This is a genomic window from Streptacidiphilus cavernicola (assembly GCF_042510955.1).
In the GTDB taxonomy this organism is placed as follows: Bacteria; Actinomycetota; Actinomycetes; order Streptomycetales; family Streptomycetaceae; genus Streptacidiphilus; species Streptacidiphilus cavernicola.
Window position 1 is genome coordinate 136,677 of sequence record NZ_JBHFAB010000010.1, and the last position, 21,054, is coordinate 157,730.

Here is a 21,054-nt window from a genome sequence, read left to right on the forward strand (position 1 = left end):
GGACGTCGTACACGGACAGCGGGTTGACCGCGTCGACGGGTTACAGCTACACCGTCACGGCGGTGAACTCGGCCGGGGAGAGCGCCCCGTCCAGCGCCGTCAGCGTCACCACCGCCGCCGGCTCGGGGTCCGGCGTTCCCGCCGCGCCCGGCGGGCTCGCCGCCGGGACGGTCACCAGTACCTCGGTGGCGCTGTCCTGGTCGGCGGTGTCGGGTGCGACCTCGTACAACGTGTACCGGGGTGGGGTGAAGGTGGGCAGTGCGAGTGGGACGTCGTACACGGACAGCGGGTTGACCGCGTCGACGGGTTACAGCTACACCGTCACGGCGGTGAACTCGGCCGGGGAGAGCGCCCCGTCCAGCGCCGTCAGCGTCACCACCGCCGCCGGCTTCACCCCGCAGTGCTTCACCGACAACAACTACAGCCAGGTCGCCGCGGGCCGCGCCCACCAGAGCGGCGGCATCGCCTACGCCAACGGCTCCAACCAGAGCATGGGCCTGGACAACGTCTTCTACAGCCACACCTTGGAGGAGACCTCGGCCGGCTACTACGTCATCGCCGACGCCCACTGCCCCGCCTGAGCGGCTGAGGGGGGACCGGGACAGCCGTCGTCCGGGCGTGCCAAGCGCCGGGACGGCGGCTGTGGTGCTACTGCTGACCTGTGCGGGTAATAAATCTTGACATGTCCACTAGCGCTCTTGCTGTCGGATGGCTATGTTTGCGTCGCCAGTCACCACCCGACGGGGTGTCAGACGGCCCAGCTGTTCCGCCAGTTCACCCCGAGGTTCGGCAGAGGTCACCCGGGCGCTGCTCCCGGTGCCGGGCCTTCCCGTACGTGCGCTGCATCCCCCGTATCCGGACGGCACGTTGCGCGTTCCCCGCGGTCCGTCGGACCGTGGCGCCCCGTGCCTCCCCTCGTCCCAGGAGAGGGCTGTACGTTGCAGACTCCACGATCTCCGCGATCCCAGCGGTCCCCACGATTCACCCGCCTCGTCCGCGGGTTCCGCAAGGCGGTGGCCGCCTCGGCCACCGTCGCGACGCTGGCGATGTTCGGGCTGGCGGCAGCCGGTCCCGCGTCCGCCGCGAGCACCGCCGGCAGCGGCGTCGACTACCGCCACACCTGCGCGGCGGAGCCGGTCGGCTACGCCAGCTGCCAGGCGCTGGTCCGCACCGACGTCAAGCCCCAGCTCGCGCACCCCAACGCGGTGCCGCTGGCCACGGTGTCCGGCTACGGACCCACCCAGCTGCAGTCCGCCTACAACCTCGCCTCGGCCGCCGCGGCCAACGGCGCGGGGGAGACCGTCGCTGTCGTCGACGCCTACGACTACCCCAGCGCGCAGAGCGACCTGAACACCTACCGCAGCCAGTTCGGCCTGGCCGCCTGCGGCACCGGCTGCTTCAGCAAGATCAACGAGAACGGCCAGGCCAGCCCGCTGCCCTCGCCCGCCCCGGCCAGCGACGACTGGACCGGCGAAGAGGCGCTGGACATCGACATGGTCTCGGCGATCTGCCCCAACTGCCACATCCTGCTGGTCGAGGCGACCTCGCCGACCAGCGACGACCTCGGCAAGGCGGTGAACGCGGCGGTCAACGCGGGCGCCAAGTTCGTCTCCAACAGCTACGGCGGCTCCGAGGCGACCAACGACCCGACCTACGACTCCGAGTACTACAACCACCCGGGCGTAGCGGTCACCGCCTCCTCGGGTGACAGCGGCTACGGGGTCGAGTACCCGGCGGCCTCGCAGTACGTCACCTCGGTCGGCGGCACCGCGCTGTCCACCGCGTCCAACGCGCGCGGCTGGAGCGAGTCGGTCTGGTCGACCTCCTCCAGCGAGGGCGCGGGCTCGGGCTGCTCCAAGGACGACGCCAAGCCGAGCTGGCAGACCGACACCGGCTGCGCCAAGCGCACCGTCGCCGACGTGTCGGCCGTCGCCGACCCGGCTACCGGCGTGGCCGTCTACGACACCTACAACAGCGAGGGCGGCTGGAACGTCTACGGCGGCACCTCGGTGGCCTCGCCGATCATCGCCTCGGTCTTCGCTCTGGCCGGGAACCCGGCGTCCGGCACCACCGCGGCCTCCTACCCGTACGCCCACACCTCCTCGCTCTACGACGTGACCACGGGCAAGACCGCGACCTGCTCCCCGGCCTACCTCTGCACCGCGGAGGTCGGCTACGACGGCCCGACCGGCCTGGGCACCCCGAACGGCACCGCCGCGTTCTCCAGCGGCAGCTCCACCGGCAACACGGTGACGGTGACCAACCCGGGCAGTCAGACCGGGACGGTGGGTACGGCGGCGTCGTTGCAGATCCACGCGTCGGACTCGGCGTCGGGTCAGACCCTGAGCTACAGCGCGACGGGTCTTCCGGCGGGGCTCTCGATCAGTTCCTCGACCGGTCTGATCTCCGGTACGCCGACGGCGTCCGGCAGCTCCAGTGTCACCGTGACCGCGACGGACGGCACCGGCGCCTCCGGTAGCACCAGCTTCAGCTGGACCGTCAGCGCGGCGAGCGGCGGCTGCACCGCGGCCCAACTGCTCGGCAACCCCGGCTTCGAGACCGGCAAGGCGAGCCCCTGGACCGCCAGCACCGGCGTCATCGACAGCAGCAGCGCCGAGCCCGCCCACTCCGGCAGCTGGAAGGCCTGGCTGGACGGCTACGGCACCACCCACACCGACACCCTGTCCCAGACCGTCACCGTCCCGGCGAGCTGCACCAGCGCCACGTTCAGCTTCTACCTGCACATCGACACCTCGGAGACCACCAGGACCACGGCCTACGACACCCTCAAGGTCCAGGTCGGCAGCACCACCCTGGCCACCTACTCCAACCTCAACAAGAACACCGGGTACGCGGTGCACTCCTTCGACCTGTCCGGCTACGCCGGGCAGACGGTGACCCTCAAGTTCACCGGCAGCGAGGACATCAGCCTGCAGACCAGCTTCGTCATCGACGACACGTCGCTGAACGTCGACTGATCCCGACCGGTCACCCCGGGTCGTCGCCGATCCGGGGGCGGTAACACTCCGGCCCTGCCGTCCACGCGCGGCAGGGCCGGTCCGCGTCCGGGGCCAGGCCGCCCGGGGTCCGCGTCCGGGGCCTGTCGCCCGGTCATATATGAGATATGATCCGGGGCATGCCCGCGATACCCGGCCAGACCTCGCCGCCCCGTCGCCCGGGGGCGCTGCCCTCGCGTTCCGAGGCCGTCCTCGACGCCATCAAGTACGCGATCCTGTCCGGGGAGTTGACGCCAGGTCAGGCCCTGGTGGAGACCGATCTCGCCGAGCGGCTCGGGGTGTCCAAGACCCCGGTCAGGGAGGCGCTGAAGACGCTGGCCGGCTCCGGGCTGGTGGTCATGAGCCCCTACAAGGGCGCCGTGGTGCGGGACGTCGACCAGGCCCACGCCCGCTGCGTCTACGACCTGCGGCTGCTGCTGGAGCCGGTCGCCGCCGCGCGCAGCGCCGTCGGCGTGAACGCCGGTGCGGGCGTGGGCGGTTGGAAGGAGGCGCGCCGGGCGCTGGACCGCGCGGACCGCGCCGGGGACGCCGCCGAGCGCTCGCTCGCCAACCGCGACTTCCACCGGGCCCTCTACGCGGGCTGCGGCAACCCGCTGCTGGTGGCGACGCTGGACGAACTGCGGGACCAGACCGCGCTGCTGTCCAGCGCGGCTTGGGCCAGACAGCCCTCCTGGGAACAGGAGGCGCACGAGCACCGGGCCATCCTGGCCGCCGTCCGCTCCCAGGAGCCGGATCAGGTACGGGATCTGATGCGGGCTCATATCGGGGCCTTCGCCGCCCGCAACTTCCCCGAGGACGGCGTCCGATGACGCCGCAGACCCGAGCCGACGCCGCTGCTCCGGGGACCGCCGCGGAGACCGCCGCCCTGGCGGCGCTGCGCGACCGGCTGGCGACTCTGGTGGCGATCCCGGTGACGCCGTTCCTGCCGGACGGCGGCGTGGACTGGGACAACCACGCGGAGCTGATCCGCCGCCTGGTCGAGCACGGCGTCGAGGTGGTCACCCCCAACGGCAACACCGGCGAGTTCTACGCCCTCACCCCGGCCGAGGCCCGCCGGGCGGTCGAGTCGGCGGTCGCCGCGGTGGACGGCAGGGCGGAGGTGATGGCCGGGGTCGGCCTGGACACCGCGAGCGCGGTCGCCGCGGCGCTCGCCGCCGAACGCGCCGGGGCACGGTCGCTGATGGTGCATCAGCCGGTGCACCCCTACCGCTCGGCCGCGGGCTGGATCGACTACCACCGCGCCATCGCGGACGCCGTACCGGAGTTGGGCGTGGTCCTCTATCTCAGGGATGCCCGGATCGAGGGTCGGCGGATCGCCGAGCTGGCCGACCGCAGCCCCAATGTGATCGGGGTGAAGTACGCCGTGCCGGACCCGGTCCGCTTCGCCTCGGTGGCCCGGGACGCCGGGCTGCACCGCTTCGCCTGGATCGCCGGGCTGGCCGAGCTGTCCGCCCCCGGCTACTGGGCGTTCGGCGCAACCGGCTTCACCTCCGGCCTGGTCAACGTCGTGCCTCGGCTGTCGCTCGGGCTGCTGCGGGCGCTGCGGGAGGGTGACTTCGCCGCGGCGATGCGGGTGTGGGAGTCGGCCCGGGTCTTCGAGGAGCTGCGGGCGGCGGACGACGCCGCCGACAACGTCAGCGTGGTCAAGGAGGCGCTGGCCCAACTCGGCCTGTCCGGAAGACCGGTGCGCCCACCGTCACGGACCCTGCCGGACGGGATCAGAGCGCGGATCGCCGAGCTGGCCGCCGGCTGGCGTACGGAGGGCTGGCTGTGACCGGATCGCCCCCGCTCCGCTCCACTGCCTGGTTCGGCGACAGTGCGGACCCCACCGGCGGCGGCCTCCGCGCCTTCAGCCACCGCTCCCGGATGCGCCAGCTCGGCTACCTGCCCGAGGAGCACCTCGGCAAGCCGGTCATCGCCGTGCTCAACCCCTGGTCCGACATCAACCCCTGCCACATGCACCTGCGCGAGCGGGCCGATCAGGTCAAGCGCGGGGTCTGGCAGGCGGGCGGCTTTCCGCTGGAGTTCCCGGTCTCCACCCTCTCCGAGACCTTCCAGAAGCCCACCCCAATGCTCTACCGCAACCTGCTCGCCATGGAGACCGAGGAACTGCTCCGCTCCTACCCGGTGGACGGCGCGGTGCTGATGGGCGGCTGCGACAAGACCGTGCCCGCGCTGCTGATGGGCGCGGCCAGCGCAGGCCTGCCGGCCCTGGTCGTGCCGTCCGGGCCGATGCTGCGCGGCCACCACCGGGGCCGGACCCTGGGCAGCGGCACCGACCTGTGGGGCTACTGGGACGAGTACCGGGCCGGGCGGATCGGCGAGTGCGAGATGGCGCAGCTGGAAGGCAGCCTGGCCCGTTCGCCCGGCCACTGCATGACCATGGGCACCGCCTCCACCATGACCGCCGCCGCCGAGGCGCTGGGCATGGCGCTGCCGGGCGCCTCGTCGATCCCCGCGGTGGACTCGGGCCACCAGCGGATGGCCGCCGCCGCGGGCGCCCGCGTGGTGGAGATGGTGTGCGAGCAGCTGACGCCCGATCAGATCATGACCAGGGAGGCCTTCGAGGACGCCGCCGCGACCGTGCTCGCCCTGGGCGGCTCCACCAACGCGCTGATCCACCTGGTCGCGATGGCCGGACGGCTCGGCGTGCCGCTGTCGCTGGACGACTTCGACGCGATCGGCCGCCGGGTCCCGGTGCTGGCGGACGTCCGCCCGGTCGGGTCGGCGCTGATGGAGGACTTCCACTACGCGGGCGGCCTGCCCGCGCTGCTGCGGCAGCTCGCCGAGGTCCCCGGCGCGCTGCACCCGGACCGGCCCACCGCCACCGGCAAGCCCTTCGGCAGCTACTACGCCGAGGCCGAGACCCACGACCCGAAGGTGATCAGGACCGCGCGGGACCCGGTCGCCGGCGAGGGCGGGGTGGCGGTGCTGCGCGGCAACCTCGCGCCCGGCGGCGCGGTGGTCAAACACCTCGCGGCCAGCCCCGCCCTGCTCACCCACACCGGGCCGGCCGTGGTCTTCGACTCCTACCAGGAGCTGCGGCGCGACATCGACGACCCGTCGCTCGGCATCACCGAGGACTCGGTGCTGGTGCTGCGCGGGGCCGGACCGCTGGGCGGCCCCGGCATGCCGGAGTACGGGATGCTGCCGATCCCCGCCTACCTGCTGGAGCGCGGGGTCCAGGACCTGGTCCGGATCTCCGACGCGCGGATGTCCGGCACCAGCTACGGCACCTGCGTGCTGCACATCGCCCCCGAGTCGCAGGTCGGCGGCCCGCTGGCGCTGGTCCGCAGCGGCGACCCGATCACCCTGGACGTCCCGCGCCGCCTGCTGCGGCTCGACGTGTCCGACGAGGAGCTGGCTCGCCGCCGGGCGGCCTGGCAGCCGCCGGAGCCGCGGTTCCGACGCGGCTACGGCGCCCTCTACGCCGAGCACGTCAGCCAGGCCGACCAGGGCTGCGACTTCGACTTCCTGGCCGGTCCCGGCACCGACCCGATGCCCGACCCAAGCTGACGCTCCGTCAAGCCTCAGTCGTTGCGCGCGACCTCAGGACCGGTGATCCGCCGGAGCAGCGGCAGGGTGGACCAGATCACCGCGAGCGCGGCGACCAGCCCGCAGCCCACCATGACGTAGTACGAGCCGCCCGGCGCGTGCAGGGAGTAGCCCAACTGCGCCTTGAGGAACAGCTGCGCGGCCAGCATCCCGGTGCCGATCGCCACCACCGACACGATCAGCAGCGGCGCCGCGCTCTCCAGCAGCACCACCCGCCGCAGCACCCCCAGCTGCACCCCGGTCAGCCGGAGCAGGCTGAACGGGCGCTTGCGGTCGCTCAGGCTCCCGGCCACGGCCACGGCGAGGCTGCAGCCGGCGATCGGGAAGCTGACCATCATCACCACATTGGCCAGCTGCACGTACCCGTTGAGCGTCTGCTGGTTCCAGGAGCGGTTCTCGTCGACGGTGAGCGGAGGGTCCTGGCCGGGATAGGTGGTGGCGAGCAGGGTGCGGGCCCGCTCGACGGCCGGTGCCGACCCGTCCGTGGCCACCACGATCTGCGCGACCGGCGTGGTCGCGATCGCCGCGGCGGTGGCGTCGGCGGCGGGCCAGGTCGCGGGCCAGTTGTCCTGCTTCAGGCCGAAGTCGGAGAAGGTCCGGTTGACCTTCGCGGTGGTCGCCCCGGGCGGGCAGGCGCCGAACACCGGCATGGTGGCGAGCTGGGCGCAGGAGGCCAGGCCGCCTCCCATGCCGGGACCGGCACCGGAGGGCTGGACGTAGTCAGGATCCGGATGGATCACGGTCACCCCCTGGACCCCGGGGATCGCGCGCAGCCCGGTCAGCAGGGCATCCGAGGGCGGCCCGACCGGGAAGGTCACCCGGTCCATCGGCGCGAACCGGACGTAGTCGCCGATCACGGCGTTGCCCGCGGCTGCGCCGGCCGGCGGCAGTCCGCGTTCGGCGACCAGTGCGGTGATCACCCCGACCGTCGCGCTCATCACGCACAGCGCCAGGACCAGGCCGCTGACCGCGCGGAAACCACCCCTCGGGTCGTCGGAGAGCCGCCGTCCGGCGATCAGCACGGCCGGACGCCCGGTCCGACGGGCCATCAGCCGGGCCCCGAACATGGTCAGCCACGGCCCGGCCAGCACGATCCCGCCGACCACCAGGAAGGCCCCGGGCAGGAACGCCAGCTGCTGCCCGGAGACGGTCGCGGGGCGCCGGCCGATGAAGTAGCCGAGTTCGAGCAGGCCCAGCACCAGCGGGACCACCCGCCAGACCCGGGGCGGGCTCGGCGTGGTCCGCCGGGTCACGCCGAGCGGGGAGATCTGGACCCGGCGCAGCGCGATCCGGGCCGACACCGCCGCCGCGATCGGGACGGCGACGGCGACCAGCAGCACGTCGGTGAGCGTCAGCGACAGGTCGCCGGTGAAGAAGCTGGTCTGGGTGAGGTTCGCCCGCGCCAGCACCGGGCGGAACCCGAAGAAGACCGCGAAGCCCGCGGCGGCGCCGATCACCGCGGCGACCGTCGACTCGGCCGCCGACACCACGGACACCTGCCGCGGCGTGGCGCCGACCAGCCGCATCGCGGCGAACCGCTGCTCCCGGCGGGTGGCGGCCAGCCGGGTCGCCGTCCCGATCAGGATGACCACCGGGAAGATCAGCGCGACCGACACCACCGAGAGGATCAGCACCATGCCGGAATTCCTGATCCCGACCGAGCAGTTGGGGCCGTCGCACTGGGCCGGGGAGACCGTCGTGATCGCATTGACCTCATCGGCCGCGGGATCGCCGGAGAGCTGGGCCGGGGTGTGTCCGACGATCACGATCAGCGAGTCGGGGCCGGGCAGCGCGGCGTTCCCGATGGTGCCGATCTGCCTGCCCGGGTAGCGGTCGGCGAGCTCGTCGGCCGGGACCGAGTGGAGCAGCTCGGTGAGCGCGGGGGAGGCGTAGAACTGGCCGGGCCCCGGCAGCTGTGGGATGCCCGGCGGGACCGGTGCGTGCGGCCCGGTGGCGGCGACGTCGACCCGGCCGATGACCTTCCCCTGGAAGCTGTCGGCGGCGAGCTTCCACCACACCGGGTCGGCGGTCGAGGTCGCGGACCTGGACGCGGTCAGGTCCCGCCCGGTGTTGAGCCAGGCGTTGCGGTCGTTCTGGGTGTTGGTGGCGTTCATCGCGGCCAGGGCGCTCAGCAGCAGGCCGACCCCCAGCGCGACGGCCGCCGCGATGATGATCAGCCGGACCAGCGCCTCCCGGCCGCCGCCCACGGTGAGCCGCAGGCCCAGCCGGATCATGACGCCCGCCGCTCGGCGGAGAGCGAGGTGGCCTTGCCGTCGCGGACCACGACCTCGCGGTCGGCGTAGGCGGCCACCCGCGGCTCATGGGTGACGATGACCACGGTGGTGCCGTGCTCCCGGGCCGCGGCCACCAGCAGGTCCATCACGTTCTCGCCGGTGAGCGAGTCCAGCGAGCCGGTCGGCTCGTCGGCGAACAGCACCTGCGGCCGGGCGACCATGGCCCGTGCGATGGCGACCCGCTGGGACTGCCCGCCGGACAGCTCCCCGGACCGCCGTCGCTCCATCCCCTCCAGGCCGAGCCGGGGGAACCAGGCGCGTGCCTCCGCCAGCGCGCTCGCCCGCCGGGCCCGGCCCAGCAGCAGCGGCAGGGCGACGTTCTCCTCGGCGGTCAGTTCGGGGACGAGCTGGCCGAACTGGAACACGAAGCCGAAACTGTCCCGGCGCAGCGCGCTGCGCTCGGTCTCGCGCAGGGTGTCGACCCGCCGCCCGGCGAACAGGATCTCCCCGGAGTCGGGGGTGAGGATCCCGGCCAGGCAGTGCAGCAGGGTGGACTTGCCCGATCCGCTCGGGCCCATGATGGCGACGATCTCGCCCTCGGCCACCGACAGGTCCGCCCCGCGCAGGGCCGGGGTCTGGCCGAAGGACAGCACCGCGTCGCGGGCCTCGACCAGGAACCCGTCGGACCGGCGGGAGCCGCTGGGCGGGGTCATGTCCGCACCTCCTCGGCGAGCGCGCCGAGCCGGGCGCAGGTCAGGTCGATCCAGCGGAGGTCGGCCTCCAGGTGGAACAGGCCGTGGTCGGCGAGGAGCCGGTCGACCAGCGGGCCGGTGCGCTTGATCTCGGTCAGTTCCCGCATCCGCTGCAGGTGCGCCGCGCGCTGGGCGTCGAGGTAGGCCTCCGCGTCGCGGTTCAGCATCAGCGCCAGCACGACCTTGGTGAAGAGCACGGTCTGCAGGTGCGGTTCGGCCTCGACCGGCTCGGCCAGCCAGCTCTCGACCTCGGTGACGCCCAGCTCGGTGATCACATAGCGCTTGCGGTCCGGTCCGGCCCCCGGCTCGGCCTCGCCGACCACGACCTTGCCGTCGCGGGCGAGCCGACCGAGGGTCGCGTAGACCTGGCCGAACGGCAGCGGCTTGCCGCGGCCGAAGTAGGTGTCGTAGTTGTGCTTGAGGTCGTACCCGTGGCTCGGCTCCCGTTCGAGGAGCCCCAGCAGTGCGAGGGGAACTGTCATACCTGCATGTCTACACTGAGAGTATACGCCGGGTCAACAGTGCTTCATCGCGGCCCTGACCTGGCTCAGCGTGATGTCCGCGAGGGCGTTGGCGCGCTCGTTGCCCTCGGCCAGGATCCGGCGCAGCTCGCCCCGGTCCTCGGCCAGCTGGGCGCGGCGGGCGCGGATCGGGGCGAACCGCTCGTTCACCGCCTCGGTCACGGTGCGCTTCAGGGCCGCCGCCCCCTGGTCACCGATGCCGTCGGCGACCTGCTGCGGATCGGCGTCCAGGCAGAGCGCCGCGAGCAGGACCAGGCTGGACACCTCGGGTCGGCGGACCGGGTCGTACGCGATCCGGCGCTCGCTGTCGGTGGTGGCGCCGCGGATCAGCCGGGCGGTCTCGTCGGCGGTGGCGGACAGGGCGATGGCGTTGCCACGGCTCTTGCTCATCTTGGTGCCGTCAGTGCCCAGCAGCAGCGGAGCGGCGGACAGCAGGGCCTCGGGCTCGGGGAAGACCGGAGTCCCGTTGCCGTAGCGGTCGTTGAAGCGGCGGGCGATGGTGCGGGTGAGTTCGAGGTGGGGCAGCTGGTCCTGGCCGACCGGGACCAGATTGGCCTTGCAGAACAGGATGTCGGCGGCCTGGTGGGCGGGGTAGGTGAACATCAGCCCGCTGACCGCGGCCTGCCGGGAGTGCGCGATCTCGTCCTTGACCGTGGGATTGCGGCCCAGCTCGGCGACCGAGACCAGGCTGAGGAACGGCAGCAGCAGCTGGTTGAGCGCGGGGATCGCGCTGTGGGCGAAGACGGTGCTCCGGGCCGGGTCGATGCCGACGGCCAGATAGTCCAGCACCAGGTTCTCGACGTGCTCGCCGAGGTTGTCGGCGACGTCCCGGTCGGTCAGCACCTGGTAGTCGGCGATGAGCACGTTCATCTCGACGCCGAGGTCCTGGAGTCTGACCCGGTTGTGCAGGGTTCCGAAGTAGTGGCCCAGATGCAGGCGGCCGGTCGGCCGGTCCCCGGTGAGGACGCGGAATTGCGCGGGGTCCTGCCGGATTCGTGCTTCCAGCGTGGCAGTGGCGTCAAAGGTGTCGATCATGGCTGCTCCTGGCGGGTCGTTGGTGACGTCCCGTTCGGACAGACCCCAGGCCAGGCAGCACGAAGGGCCGTTCGTCCGAACGGCCCTGGTCATGCGAGAGAAAGGCGGCCGCTCCTCAGGAGGAGCGCCACCAGCTCAGACACGACGATCGATGCATACGGCCAGCATAACGCGGTCGCCGCCGTGTCAGCTGAGGCTGCGCAGCGCAGCCGGGTCGTACGCGGACAGCTCGCCGAAGCGGCCGTCGAGGACCTTCGCGGCCCACTGCGGGTCCTGCAGCAGCGCGCGGCCGACCGCGACCAGGTCGAACTCGTCCCGCTCCAGCCGGTCCAGCAGGTCGTCGATGCCCTTGACCGGGGCGTGCTCGCCCTGGAAGCCGCGGATGAAGTCGCCGTCCAGACCGACCGAGCCGACGGTGATCACCGGCTTGCCGGTGAGCTTCCTGGTCCAGCCGGCCAGGTTCAGGTCGGAGCCGTCGAACTCCGGCAGCCAGTAGCGCCGGGTGGAGGCGTGGAAGGCGTCCACCCCGGCCGCGACCAGCGGGGCGAGCAGCGCGTCCAGCTCGGCCGGGGTGGTGGCGAGCCGGGCGTCGTAGTTGTCGGACTTCCACTGCGAGAAGCGGAAGACCACCGGGAAGTCCGGCCCGACCGCCGCCCGCACCGCGGCCACGATCTCCGCGCCGAAGCGGGTCCTGGCCACCGGGTCGCCGCCGTAGGCGTCGGCGCGGCGGTTGGTGCCGGACCACAGGAACTGGTCGATCAGGTAGCCGTGCGCGCCGTGCAGCTCGACCCCGTCGAAGCCGATCCGCTCGGCCGCGGCGGCGGCCTCGGCGAAGGCGGCCACCACGTCGTCCAGGTCGGCCTGGGTCATCGCCAGCCCGGCGCCCTCGGTGCCGTCCAGCCGGATGCCCGAGGGGCCGACCGCCGGGGCGTTCGCGAACGGCGGCTGACCGGCCTTGCGGACCATGCCGATGTGCCACAGCTGGGGCATGATCCGGCCGCCCGCCGCGTGCACCGCCTCGGCCACCTTCGCCCAGCCGGCCAGCTGCTCCTCGCCGTGGAAGCGCGGGATGGAGTCGCTCTGCCCGGCCGACGGGTGGCCGACGTAGGTGCCCTCGGTGACGATCAGTCCGACGCCGGCGGCGGCGCGGCGGGCGTAGTACCCGGCCACGTCCTCGCCGGGGACCCCGCCGGGGGAGAACTGCCGGGTCATCGGCGCCATCACGATGCGGTTCGGGACGGTCAGACCGCCCAGGGAGGCGGGCCGGGCGAGGATCTGGGCGGCGCGGACGGCGGGGGATTCGGGGGTCACGTCAAGGGCTCCTGGGACGGTCGGGTACGGCATCGGCTGTCAACCACCGGCCGGACCTCCGCATTCCGCGCCGGGGCGGCCGGAGTGCGGCAGACTCCTTACCGCGACTTGCCGCGACTTGCGCGATGCCTGACGGCGAACCTGACGACGAATCGGAGCCCGGTCATGTTGAGTGTCTTCTCCTCGCCCGGCCACTACGTCCAGGGCCGCGACGCCACCGCCGTCCTCGGCGCGGAGATGGTCCGGCTCGGGCTGACCGGCCCGGTGCTGGTGGTGGCCGCGCCCAGCGCCGGGCGGCTGCTCGGGGACGCCTGGTCGGCCACCTTCAAGGAGGCCGGGACCGACTACGCGGTGCACCGCTTCGGCGGCGAGTGCAGCGTCGCCGAGACCGGGCGGATCAAGCAGGCCGCCGTCCTGCACCGGGCCGCGGTGATCGTCGGCGCGGGCGGCGGGAAGGCGCTGGACGCCGCCCGCGCCGCCGCCCACGGGCTCGACCTGCCGATGGTCAGCTGCCCGACCACGGCCTCCAACGACGCCCCGTGCAGCGCGCTGTCCGTCCTCTACACCGAGCAGGGCGCGTTCGACAGCTACCTGCTGGTGCGGCGGAACCCGGCGCTGGTCCTGGTGGACAGCAGCGCGGTGGTCCGGGCCCCGGCCCGGCTGTTCTCGGCCGGCATGGGCGACGCGCTGGCCACCTGGTTCGAGGCGCGGACCTGCGTGGCCGGTCGGGTGCGGAACATGCGCGGCGGCGCGTCGACCGCCGCCGCGGCGGCCCTGTCGGAGCTGTGCCACCGCACCCTGCTCGCGGACGGCCCGGACGCGCTGGCCGCGGTGCGGCGGCAGCTGGTCACCCCGGCCGTCGAGCGGCTGATCGAGGCCAACACCCTGCTGTCCGGGCTCGGCTTCGAGTCCTCCGGACTGGCCGCCGCGCACGCGGTCCACAACGGCCTGACCGCGGTCCCGCAGACGCACCCCTACCTGCACGGCGAGAAGGTCGCCTTCGGCGTGCTGACCCAGCTGGTGCTGGAGGGCGCGGCCGGTGCGGAGATCGCCGAGGTGCTGGCGTTCTGCCGCCGGGTCGGCCTCCCGGTCACCCTCGGCGGCCTCGGCCTGGCCGAGGCCGACCGGGCCGTGGTCGAGACGATCGCGACCCGCGCCACCGCCGAGGGCGAGACCATCCACAACGAGCCGTTCGCGGTCGACCCGCGGATGGTCGCGGACGCGATCGAGGCGGCCGACGCGCTGGGCCGGGCGTCCGCGCCGACCGGCGGCTGAGGCCCGCCCGGTCACCGCAGCCCGCCCCGGTCACCGCAGCCCGTCCGGTCACCGGGGCCCGAGGTACTCCTCGGACCCCGGCGCCGAGCCGGTCAGCGGGGCGGTGTCGACGTACAGGACGCCGTAGACCCGCTCGGTGAACCGCCAGCCGTCCCCGGTGCGCCGGTAGCCGTCGTGGTAGACGGAGTGGTTCCGGTGCGAGCTGCCGTCCCGCATCCGCCCGAACTCCGCGACGTAGGTCCGCCCGGTCGCGGTGCCGTCGTCCGCCAGCCGGATCACGCCCGGGTGGATCGCCTGCACGAAGTAGTCCCAGGTGTCCTGGAGCCGCTCGATCCCGGCCCGGATCTCCGCCCGGCCGGTGAAGCCGATCCCGGCCTGGGGGATCCGCCATACCCCGTCCGCGGTGAACAGCGAGGCGAAGCGGTCGTAGTCGCGGGTCATCCCGGCGTCGGTGAACTCGCCGCGCAGCGCCTCGATCTCGAACCGGTCGGCGATGCCGCCGCTGACGTTCCGAAGGTCGGTCATGGTGTCCCTCCTCGTGTTGAATCGATATATCCAGGGGCCTCGGCTCACCAGCTGTAGGGGCCGAACCTGCCCCAGGCGACGAGCACCGCGAGTGCCAGCAGCACGGCGTTGACCATCACCCCCGAGGCCTCCCCACGGCGGATGTGGGTGACCGCGGCCAGCGCCATCAGCACGGCGAGTCCGGTCGCGGCGGCGGGTGTCAGCACCGGGGCGATGCCGGTGGCGCCCGGTACGATCAGCCCGATCGCACCGAGCAGCTCCATCACACCGATGAACAGCACCGTGGTCCGGGAGGTGTCCCGCATCCACGGATACTTCCCGACCAGTCTGTCCTTCGGCTGGGTGGCCTTCGCCAGCCCGGACATGGCGAACAGGGCGGCCAGGACCGCCTGCACGATCCACAGGAACACATGCATCGAGGGTCTCTCCCCGGGTTGAGTGGTGTCGTCGGTCTTCGTTCCAGCAGTCCGACGACGCAGCCCCGCGAATCGTCAGGCGGTACCGCGACCTGACATTCCGGGGCGGTGTCCCGTCGGTAGTGGTGACGGCAGACGGCAGACGCGACGAAGGGGTCCGGCGACACCATGAGCAGCCAGTCCGAGCAGGGCGACCGGTCAGAGCCGGGGGCCCGGTCCGAGCCGGGAGGGGCCGGGCTCGATCCGGGCCTGAGCGCGATCATGAACGAGCGGCGCCAGCTGACGAACCTCGCCTACCGGCTGCTCGGCTCGCTGTCCGACGCCGAGGACGTGGTCCAGGAGACGTACGCCCGCTGGTACGCGATGACCCGGCCGCAGCAGGAGGCCATCGACTCCCCGGGCGCCTGGCTGACCAAGGTGGCCGGGCGGATCTGCCTGGACCTGCTGCGCTCGGCGCGGGTCCGACGGGAGAGCTACGTCGGCGAGTGGATCCCGGAGCCGCTGCCGGACGGCACCGAGTGGCTCGACGGATGGTCCGGCGGCAGCACCGCCGACCCGGCCGACCGGGTCACCCTGGACGAGTCGATCACCATGGCCTTCCTGGTCGTGCTGGAGTCGATGACCCCGGCCGAGCGGGTGGCGCTGGTCCTGCACGACGTCTTCCGCTACTCCTTCGCCGAGGTGGCCGAGATCGTCGGCCGCACCCCGGCGGCCTGCCGCCAGCTGGCCTCCTCGGCCCGGCGCCGGATCCGCGACTCGCAGGGCCCAGCGACCCCGGCGGCGCAGCGTGCGGAGACCGTCCGGGAGTTCAAGGAGGCGTGGGCGGCCAAGGACCTCGACGCCCTGATCGCCCTGCTCGATCCCGATGCCACGGCGACCGGCGACGGCGGCGGCCTGGTCGCCGCCCGGCTGCTGCCGGTCGAGGGCGGCGAGCAGGTCGCCCGCTCGGTCATCGAGCTCGCCCTGCTGGCCCCCGACCTGGTGGTGCTGGAGCGTACGGTGAACGGCCAGCCCGGCCTGGTGGCCCAGCTGGACGGCGTCACCGTGGCGGTGCTGGCGTTCGAGGTCGTGGGCGGCCGGATCAGGAACATCTGGGCGGTACGCAACCCGGAGAAGCTCCGCCCCTGGACCGACGACGACTGAACCGGGTGAACGAGGAGGGGTGTGCGCCGTCCGGATCGGCTCCGGACGGCGCACACCCCTCCTCGTTCACCCTGCTGACGCTGCGTCAGAAAGCTGCGGTGCACACCGTGGAGCCGTAGGCCGAGGCGCAGGCCTTCGCCTTGGCGCCGATCCCGTCCCAGTAGAAGTCCGAGGTCGCGGAGCCGCCGTTGGCGGGGATGGTGTGGTAGCCCGAGATCTGGGTCCACTTCCCTTTTTCCAGCCGCTCCAGCCAGCCGGTGCAGGTGCTGCCGAAGTCCAGCGGATCGGTGATCTGCACGTACATCTGCGCGCCGAAGTCGTTCAGCCCGCCGTTGGAGAAGTTGGGTTCGAGCTTGAGCACCGGCTGGCAGTTGGTGGCCGGCGCCTGCGAGTCGTTGTAGAGGGCCGCCTGGGTCTGTGGTCCGGCCTGCCCGTCGACGCCGATGCCCGCCTTCTGCTGGAAGGCGACCACCGCGGCCTCGGTGGCCGGGCCGAAGTTCCCGTCCTGCGCGAGCGAGAAGCCGAAGTAGCGGTCCAACTCGTACTGCAGGCCCGTGACACAGGTGCTGCTCATGCCCTGGGTCAGATTGGGGCAGCCGGAGAGCGGGTAGATCGGGTCCGCGCTGGCGGCCGGTGCGCTCAGCCCGCCGATCGCGCTCACGGCGGCCGCGACCACGGCGAGCTTGACGACGTTGTGCATCCGCATGGAGTTGCCTCGCAATGGGTGGTGGTGGGTGCTGCGGGCCGTCGCGGCCCGGCCCGATCCTCGGCCACCCGCTCCCCGGGCGTCGACGGGCCCGGCACAACTGCCGCAGCCGTGGGACGGCACCGGCCTTGACCTGCGGCGATGCCGCCCCTGGTGACGGTCTGACGGGTCACAGGGACGGCATCGCGGGTGGGCGGGTCAGGTCAGCTGACGGTCCACTGCTGCAGGGTCGAGCCGTTGTCGCGCCGCTGGGTCAGCAGCCCGCCGTCGGCGCCCTTCGAGGTGGTGAGCAGCAGCCCGGTGTGCACGTTGCTGAACGTGTAGGCGCCGGAGGCCAGCCGGGTCGCCTTCCAGTGCTGGTTGTCATTGCCGGTGCAGGTCCACTGGATCACCGGGGTGCCGACGGCGGTGCTGCCGCCGTCGTCGTCGGCGCAGAGCCCCGAGTAGGCGTTCTTGAGCGCGTAGGAGCCGTCCGGCTGCTGGCTGAACACCCAGTTCTGGTTGGCCCCGCCGTTGGCCTTCCAGGTGTCCAGCTGGACGCCGGTGCCGGTGGACCAGTCCGGGTCGTCCAGCGCCTCACCGGAGACCGACAGCACGTGGCTGCCGTTGAGGCTGCCGGCGCTGCTGACCGGGGTGACCGTCAGCGTCTGCTCGGCGGCGCTGCGGGTGCCGCCGACCGCGTTGCCGGTGGTGTTGGTCCAAGTGCGGACCGGCGTGGTCTCGGCCGCACGGCCGCTGTCCGAGGACAGCCCGAGGACCAGGCCGCTGTAGCGGTTGACGAAGCGGTAGCTCCCGGCCGGGGAGCTGTTCTTCACCAGGAACCACTGCTGGCCGACGGCGGAGCTGGACGCGCTGACGGTCGGCTTGGCACCCCAGGCCCGGCCGGCGTCGGAGCTGGAGCCGACGCCGAGGGACTGGCCGGTGGCGGCGTTGGCGATCCGGTACGAGCCGTCGCCGTTGGCGCTGAACTGCCAGCCCTCCAGGGCCGATCCGGTCGCGGTGGGGTCCGAGGTGGTCGCCGTGCCGCCGGAGACCTGGGCCAGCACCCGGCCGTTGCCGTTGCTGATCCGGTAGGTCTTGGCCGGGTCGAACGGGGACGCGGCGGGCGTGGCCGAGTCGATGGTGGTGTTGGCGTACTCGCCGTCCGAACTGGCGCAGGCGATCGAGCAGTAGGAGCGGAAGGACTTGCCGACGATGGTGGAGCTGGTCAGGTTGGCGCTGTCGAGGAACCAGCGGTACCAGGAGCCGGAGGTGTAGCTGCCGGAGTCGCCGATCAGGTACCACTTCTGGGTGGCGAGGTCGTCGGTGGCGTAGTACTGCTGCGGCTCGGTGCCCGACTGCTGCACCGTCTCGGGCTCGCCGATGTACAGGCCGAGGTAGGCGTCGTAGGTGATGTTCATGACCAGCAGGTTGGACTTGGGCGGCAGCTGGTTCGCTGCGATCTGCTGGTCGACGGTGCCGGCGTTGGCCGGGTTGTAGTCGTGGGCGACCGGGGTGTAGCCGCTGGGGTCGGCCGCGGTGGCCGGGACCATGTTGCTCTCCAGGCCGCCCACGCCGGGCTGCGACCAGGAGCCGTCGTACCACTTCTGCCAGGTGCCGGTCGCCATCTTGCCGGAGATCGGCGCGCGGGCGACGTGGGCCAGGCTGTCGGTGCTCCCGGCGGTGCCGGCCTTGGGGACGATCCGCGAGCCGTAGTAGACGTAGAAGTAGCCGGACGCGGAGTCGACGTAGAGGCGCGGGTCGCCGTCGCCGTAGTCGAAGGTGCCGTTGGGGAAGGCCGTGGTGTCGCCGCGGACGGTGCTGTAGGGGCTGGTGATGGCGTGGCCGGTGATGGTCCACACCTTGCCCTGGTCGGTGGAGACGGCGTAGTCGATGGCGTCGTAGTGCGAGAAGGAGTTGGCGCCGAACGGCTCCGGGGTGAACTCGTTGTGCACCAGGCCGTACCAGTCGCCGGTGTCGGGGTCGACCCAGACGCCCATCAGGTCGCAGAAGTTCTTCTGGGAGTAGCCGGAGCCGGCCGGGGCCGCGGTCGCGGTCCTGCCGGTGGGGCTGTTGTTGCAGCGGTAGGTGGTGTCGTTGTTCTTGTCGGCCGGGTTGGCCGGGTTCACCGCGTTGCTGATCGCGCTGGAGCGGGTGGCGGTGTCGAAGTCGCTGCCGGTGTAGAAGTCCCAGTAGCGGGGGTCGGTGCTGCCGTAGAGCGAGGCGGACTGCTGGAAGTAGAACGCGCCGTCCTTGTCGAGGTACGGGGCGGCCGGGGTGTCGGTGGGGTAGGGGTAGGAGCCGGTGGAGCCGATGGTGACGGTGTATCCGCTGGTCGGCGGGGTCGCCGAGGCCGAAGCGGTGCTGCCGCCGAGCAGGGCCAGGAGGACGGCTCCGACTGCGGCGACCGACCTGATCCGGGGTGGTTTCACGACTGCTCCTTCTGGTGTGGGGGCTCGTGCGGGGTTAGGGGTGCGGGCACCGGTGAGTGAACGCTCACCATTCGAGGACCAGCCAGGCCCGGTACGGCAGGTCCGTCTCCAGCAGCAGCCCGTCCGGACCGCCGGACGACGTCCGGACGGCGGCGGTGGCGGGCGCGGGTTCGGCCAGCGGGTGCAGCAGGGTGGCGCGGGGGTCGGCGGGCGCCCCGGGCAGGTCGACGGACGGCCGGGCCGGGTCCGCGCTGCCGTTGGCGACGGCGAGCCGGGTCACCCCGTCCGTGCGCGAGGCGTGCGGGATCAGGTGCGGGCCGCCGCTGACCAGCGGGAGCAGCGGCCGGTCGCCCTCCAGGAAGCGCACGGCGCGGTGCAGCAGCCGCTGCCCGCAGTCGTCGTACGGCAGTTGGTCCATCGCCGTGGCCGCGAGGACCATGACCCGGCCGCCGAGCCGGTTGCGGAACGCGGTGCGGCCGGGACCCCACGGCCGTCCGTCCGGGGTCCTGACCTCGGTCCAGACCTCGGTGCCGGGGGTGGGCTCCAACCGGGCCAGCACCGGCTGCATGTTGACGCTCAACACCGCGCCCGAGTCCCCGCCTGAGCCCGCATCTCCGCCCGCGCCCGCGTCCCCGCCCAGGTCCGCGCCCGACTCCAGGACGTGCTCCTCCGCGTAGGGCCCGGTCGGGTCCCGCTGCTCGCGCTCGACCAGCTCGACGCGGTCCAGGCCGAGCAGCGGGCCGAAGCCGCGCCGGGTCAGTGCCTCGGCCGCGACGCCGTCCAGCAGCAGCCCGCCGCCGAGCAGGCGCCGCACCTCGTCGTCGGTGAAGGCCCAGGCCAGCTGCCCGAACAGGGCCTGCACCGGGGCGTCGGGCGCGGCGGTGACCGGGACCCCGTAGCGCAGCAGCAGGTCGGCCGCGGGCCCCGGGTCCACGGCCAGCGCCTCCAGAGGATGCGCCCCGGCGGATTCCCGGAGACGGGCATGCGCCGCCGCGTCCTGACGGAACGGCAGGCCCACCCCGATGGTGGCCTGCTCCCGGTGGTAGCGCTCGGCCAGCCAGTCCAGCGCGGGCCGGGAGCGGCGCAGCAGCCCGGTCACCCGGGGGAAGCGGTCGGCCCGGCGGCCGTGCATGGGGTGCACATTGAGCAGCAGTGCGTCCGACCCGGCCAACTGCGCCGCGGCCAGCTCGGACCAGGTCTGGGTGTCGGACTTGGACCAGGCGGTGTGCGGCCAGTTCTCGATCTCCGGCTCGCTGTCCACGGACTCGGGCCGCAGCCCGCGCTGCAGCTCCAGCGACCAGACCTGTCGGCTCAACTCCCGTCCGGGGGAGTCGGAATAGGGGGCGAAGTGGGGGCGCTGGACGGCTCGGCCGCCGATCGCCAGGGCGTCGAACAGGGCGGCCCAGTCGCGGCCCTCCACCGAGGCGGCGTCCAGTCCCGAGCTCATCAGGCCGAGCCGGGAGCGCCCGCCCGAGCGCCGGTCGACCTCGGCCGCGACGGCGGTGGCGACCTCCAACTGCGCCTCGCGCCAGACCTGTTGCAGCAGTGCCCGCCAGCGGTGCGGCGGTCCGGGCGCGGTCAGCGCGGCCACCAGTTCTCCCCGCTCCACCGTGCGTCCGGCCAGGGCGGCGAAGCGCGCCAGCATCGGCGGCTCGAAGCCGCCCCAGCGCAGCGGGGTGTGGTTGTGGAAGCGGAAGTCGTCCTCCAGCCAGAGCACCCGGAAGCCGAGTTCGGCGAAGCGCCCGTAGTGGGCGACCATCCAGGCGCGCCAGCGCGGGCAGGCGAAGGAGGCCTGCGCGGTGGCCGCCTCGCCGTCCGGGGCGACCATCGGGGCGAAGCCGAGCCGTTCCAGCGCGCCCCGCCGGCCGCGGTCGGCGTGGCCCACGGTGACCCAGGGGTTGAGGCTGACCTCCAGTCCGGCCGCCGCGAGGATCTCCCCGGCCAGTCGGACCGTCTCGAACCAGGCGTCCTCCTCGGCCCCGGCGAGGTGCCCGGCGAAGGACTCCTCGGCGCCGGTCAGCAGCACCACCTCGGCCACCCCGGCCTCGGCGCAGGCCTTGGCCAGCGCCATGGTGTCGGCGGTGACGCGGGCCGGGTCCGGGTCGGGCTGGATCTGGAATCTGAGGTGGTAGCGCGCGCGCATCCCTTCCCCC

17 protein-coding genes are annotated in these 21,054 nt (G+C 72.9%); 7 read left to right on the forward strand and 10 right to left on the reverse strand.

Annotation, left to right across the window (positions count from 1 at the left end):
* The 5 genes from ACEZDE_RS15760 to araD form a co-directional block, all read left to right on the forward strand.
* Positions 1 to 581: fibronectin type III domain-containing protein (locus ACEZDE_RS15760; protein ID WP_380536821.1), on the forward strand; the 581-nt coding region annotated here is incomplete at its 5' end.
* Positions 582 to 1,046: 465 nt separating this feature from the next.
* A complete protein-coding gene (locus ACEZDE_RS15765; protein WP_380536939.1) occupies positions 1,047 to 2,978 on the forward strand; it encodes a putative Ig domain-containing protein in 1,932 nt (643 codons plus the stop codon).
* A 158-nt stretch (positions 2,979 to 3,136) separates the two neighbouring features.
* On the forward strand, positions 3,137 to 3,826 hold the full coding sequence (locus ACEZDE_RS15770) for a GntR family transcriptional regulator (RefSeq protein WP_380536822.1): 690 nt from the start codon (positions 3,137 to 3,139) through the stop codon (positions 3,824 to 3,826).
* A complete protein-coding gene (locus ACEZDE_RS15775) occupies positions 3,823 to 4,791 on the forward strand; it encodes a dihydrodipicolinate synthase family protein (protein ID WP_380536823.1) in 969 nt (322 codons plus the stop codon). The genes ACEZDE_RS15770 and ACEZDE_RS15775 overlap by 4 nt, the downstream gene beginning before the upstream one ends.
* Positions 4,788 to 6,533: an L-arabinonate dehydratase gene (gene araD, locus ACEZDE_RS15780; protein WP_380536824.1), complete on the forward strand. Its 1,746-nt coding sequence runs from the start codon at positions 4,788 to 4,790 to the stop codon at positions 6,531 to 6,533. The genes ACEZDE_RS15775 and araD overlap by 4 nt, the downstream gene beginning before the upstream one ends.
* 14 nt (positions 6,534 to 6,547) lie before the next feature.
* Here araD and ACEZDE_RS15785 read toward each other — a convergent pair whose 3' ends face one another.
* The 5 genes from ACEZDE_RS15785 to ACEZDE_RS15805 all read right to left on the reverse strand — a co-directional run bounded on the left by ACEZDE_RS15785 (position 6,548) and on the right by ACEZDE_RS15805 (position 12,425).
* Entirely contained in the window at positions 6,548 to 8,806 is a 2,259-nt protein-coding gene (locus ACEZDE_RS15785) for an FtsX-like permease family protein (RefSeq protein WP_380536826.1), read from the reverse strand.
* Complete coding sequence (locus ACEZDE_RS15790) at positions 8,803 to 9,519, reverse strand: ABC transporter ATP-binding protein (protein WP_380536828.1); 717 nt, start codon at positions 9,517 to 9,519, stop codon at positions 8,803 to 8,805. The genes ACEZDE_RS15785 and ACEZDE_RS15790 overlap by 4 nt, the downstream gene beginning before the upstream one ends.
* The gene (locus ACEZDE_RS15795; RefSeq protein WP_380536829.1) at positions 9,516 to 10,040 is read right to left on the reverse strand and encodes a PadR family transcriptional regulator; all 525 of its coding nucleotides are present in this window, start codon (positions 10,038 to 10,040) and stop codon (positions 9,516 to 9,518) included. Before ACEZDE_RS15795 ends, ACEZDE_RS15790 begins: the two co-directional genes overlap by 4 nt.
* A 33-nt stretch (positions 10,041 to 10,073) precedes the next feature.
* Positions 10,074 to 11,114, reverse strand: coding sequence for a tryptophan--tRNA ligase (gene trpS, locus ACEZDE_RS15800; RefSeq protein WP_380536831.1), 1,041 nt, complete (start codon positions 11,112 to 11,114; stop codon positions 10,074 to 10,076).
* Positions 11,115 to 11,300: 186 nt separating this feature from the next.
* Positions 11,301 to 12,425, reverse strand: coding sequence for an NADH:flavin oxidoreductase (locus ACEZDE_RS15805; RefSeq protein ID WP_380536833.1), 1,125 nt, complete (start codon positions 12,423 to 12,425; stop codon positions 11,301 to 11,303).
* A 165-nt stretch (positions 12,426 to 12,590) separates the two neighbouring features.
* Here ACEZDE_RS15805 and ACEZDE_RS15810 point away from each other — a divergent pair, with 165 nt between their 5' ends.
* Positions 12,591 to 13,700 (forward strand): glycerol dehydrogenase, encoded by a 1,110-nt coding sequence (locus ACEZDE_RS15810; RefSeq protein ID WP_380536834.1) that lies wholly within the window; start codon positions 12,591 to 12,593, stop codon positions 13,698 to 13,700.
* A gap of 48 nt (positions 13,701 to 13,748) precedes the next feature.
* On the opposite strand, the gene ACEZDE_RS15815 is transcribed toward ACEZDE_RS15810, so the two are convergent.
* Together ACEZDE_RS15815 and ACEZDE_RS15820 are read right to left on the reverse strand one after the other, a co-directional pair.
* Positions 13,749 to 14,225: a nuclear transport factor 2 family protein gene (locus ACEZDE_RS15815; RefSeq protein ID WP_380536835.1), complete on the reverse strand. Its 477-nt coding sequence runs from the start codon at positions 14,223 to 14,225 to the stop codon at positions 13,749 to 13,751.
* 44 nt (positions 14,226 to 14,269) lie between these two features.
* Positions 14,270 to 14,641 carry a DoxX family protein gene (locus ACEZDE_RS15820; RefSeq protein ID WP_380536837.1) on the reverse strand — a complete coding sequence of 124 codons (372 nt, stop codon included), beginning with the start codon at positions 14,639 to 14,641 and terminating at the stop codon, positions 14,270 to 14,272.
* A 168-nt stretch (positions 14,642 to 14,809) separates the two neighbouring features.
* Here ACEZDE_RS15820 and sigJ point away from each other — a divergent pair, with 168 nt between their 5' ends.
* Positions 14,810 to 15,784 carry an RNA polymerase sigma factor SigJ gene (gene sigJ / locus ACEZDE_RS15825; RefSeq protein ID WP_380536838.1) on the forward strand — a complete coding sequence of 325 codons (975 nt, stop codon included), beginning with the start codon at positions 14,810 to 14,812 and terminating at the stop codon, positions 15,782 to 15,784.
* 85 nt (positions 15,785 to 15,869) lie between these two features.
* Here the strand turns inward: sigJ and ACEZDE_RS15830 are convergent, their stop codons facing one another.
* From ACEZDE_RS15830 to ACEZDE_RS15840, 3 genes are all read right to left on the reverse strand, one after another.
* Entirely contained in the window at positions 15,870 to 16,490 is a 621-nt protein-coding gene (locus tag ACEZDE_RS15830; protein WP_380536839.1) for a peptidoglycan-binding domain-containing protein, read from the reverse strand.
* Positions 16,491 to 16,693: 203 nt separating this feature from the next.
* Positions 16,694 to 18,901 carry an RICIN domain-containing protein gene (locus tag ACEZDE_RS15835; protein WP_380536842.1) on the reverse strand — a complete coding sequence of 736 codons (2,208 nt, stop codon included), beginning with the start codon at positions 18,899 to 18,901 and terminating at the stop codon, positions 16,694 to 16,696.
* A gap of 64 nt (positions 18,902 to 18,965) precedes the next feature.
* Entirely contained in the window at positions 18,966 to 21,044 is a 2,079-nt protein-coding gene (locus ACEZDE_RS15840) for a hypothetical protein (RefSeq protein ID WP_380536844.1), read from the reverse strand.
* Positions 21,045 to 21,054: the final 10 nt, after the last annotated feature.

Excerpts from the sequence above, each read along its gene's own strand:
- ACEZDE_RS15830 (WP_380536839.1), bottom strand. The coding sequence starts at position 16,490 with ATGCGGATGCACAACGTCGTCAAGCTCGCCGTGGTCGCGGCCGCCGTG.
- sigJ (WP_380536838.1), top strand. The coding sequence starts at position 14,810 with ATGAGCAGCCAGTCCGAGCAGGGCGACCGGTCAGAGCCGGGGGCCCGG.
- ACEZDE_RS15840 (WP_380536844.1), bottom strand. The coding sequence starts at position 21,044 with ATGCGCGCGCGCTACCACCTCAGATTCCAGATCCAGCCCGACCCGGAC.
- trpS (WP_380536831.1), bottom strand. The coding sequence starts at position 11,114 with ATGATCGACACCTTTGACGCCACTGCCACGCTGGAAGCACGAATCCGG.
- ACEZDE_RS15775 (WP_380536823.1), top strand. The coding sequence starts at position 3,823 with ATGACGCCGCAGACCCGAGCCGACGCCGCTGCTCCGGGGACCGCCGCG.
- ACEZDE_RS15815 (WP_380536835.1), bottom strand. The coding sequence starts at position 14,225 with ATGACCGACCTTCGGAACGTCAGCGGCGGCATCGCCGACCGGTTCGAG.
- ACEZDE_RS15790 (WP_380536828.1), bottom strand. The coding sequence starts at position 9,519 with ATGACCCCGCCCAGCGGCTCCCGCCGGTCCGACGGGTTCCTGGTCGAG.
- ACEZDE_RS15785 (WP_380536826.1), bottom strand. The coding sequence starts at position 8,806 with ATGATCCGGCTGGGCCTGCGGCTCACCGTGGGCGGCGGCCGGGAGGCG.
- ACEZDE_RS15795 (WP_380536829.1), bottom strand. The coding sequence starts at position 10,040 with ATGACAGTTCCCCTCGCACTGCTGGGGCTCCTCGAACGGGAGCCGAGC.
- ACEZDE_RS15765 (WP_380536939.1), top strand. The coding sequence starts at position 1,047 with ATGTTCGGGCTGGCGGCAGCCGGTCCCGCGTCCGCCGCGAGCACCGCC.
- ACEZDE_RS15770 (WP_380536822.1), top strand. The coding sequence starts at position 3,137 with ATGCCCGCGATACCCGGCCAGACCTCGCCGCCCCGTCGCCCGGGGGCG.
- ACEZDE_RS15820 (WP_380536837.1), bottom strand. The coding sequence starts at position 14,641 with ATGCATGTGTTCCTGTGGATCGTGCAGGCGGTCCTGGCCGCCCTGTTC.
- ACEZDE_RS15810 (WP_380536834.1), top strand. The coding sequence starts at position 12,591 with ATGTTGAGTGTCTTCTCCTCGCCCGGCCACTACGTCCAGGGCCGCGAC.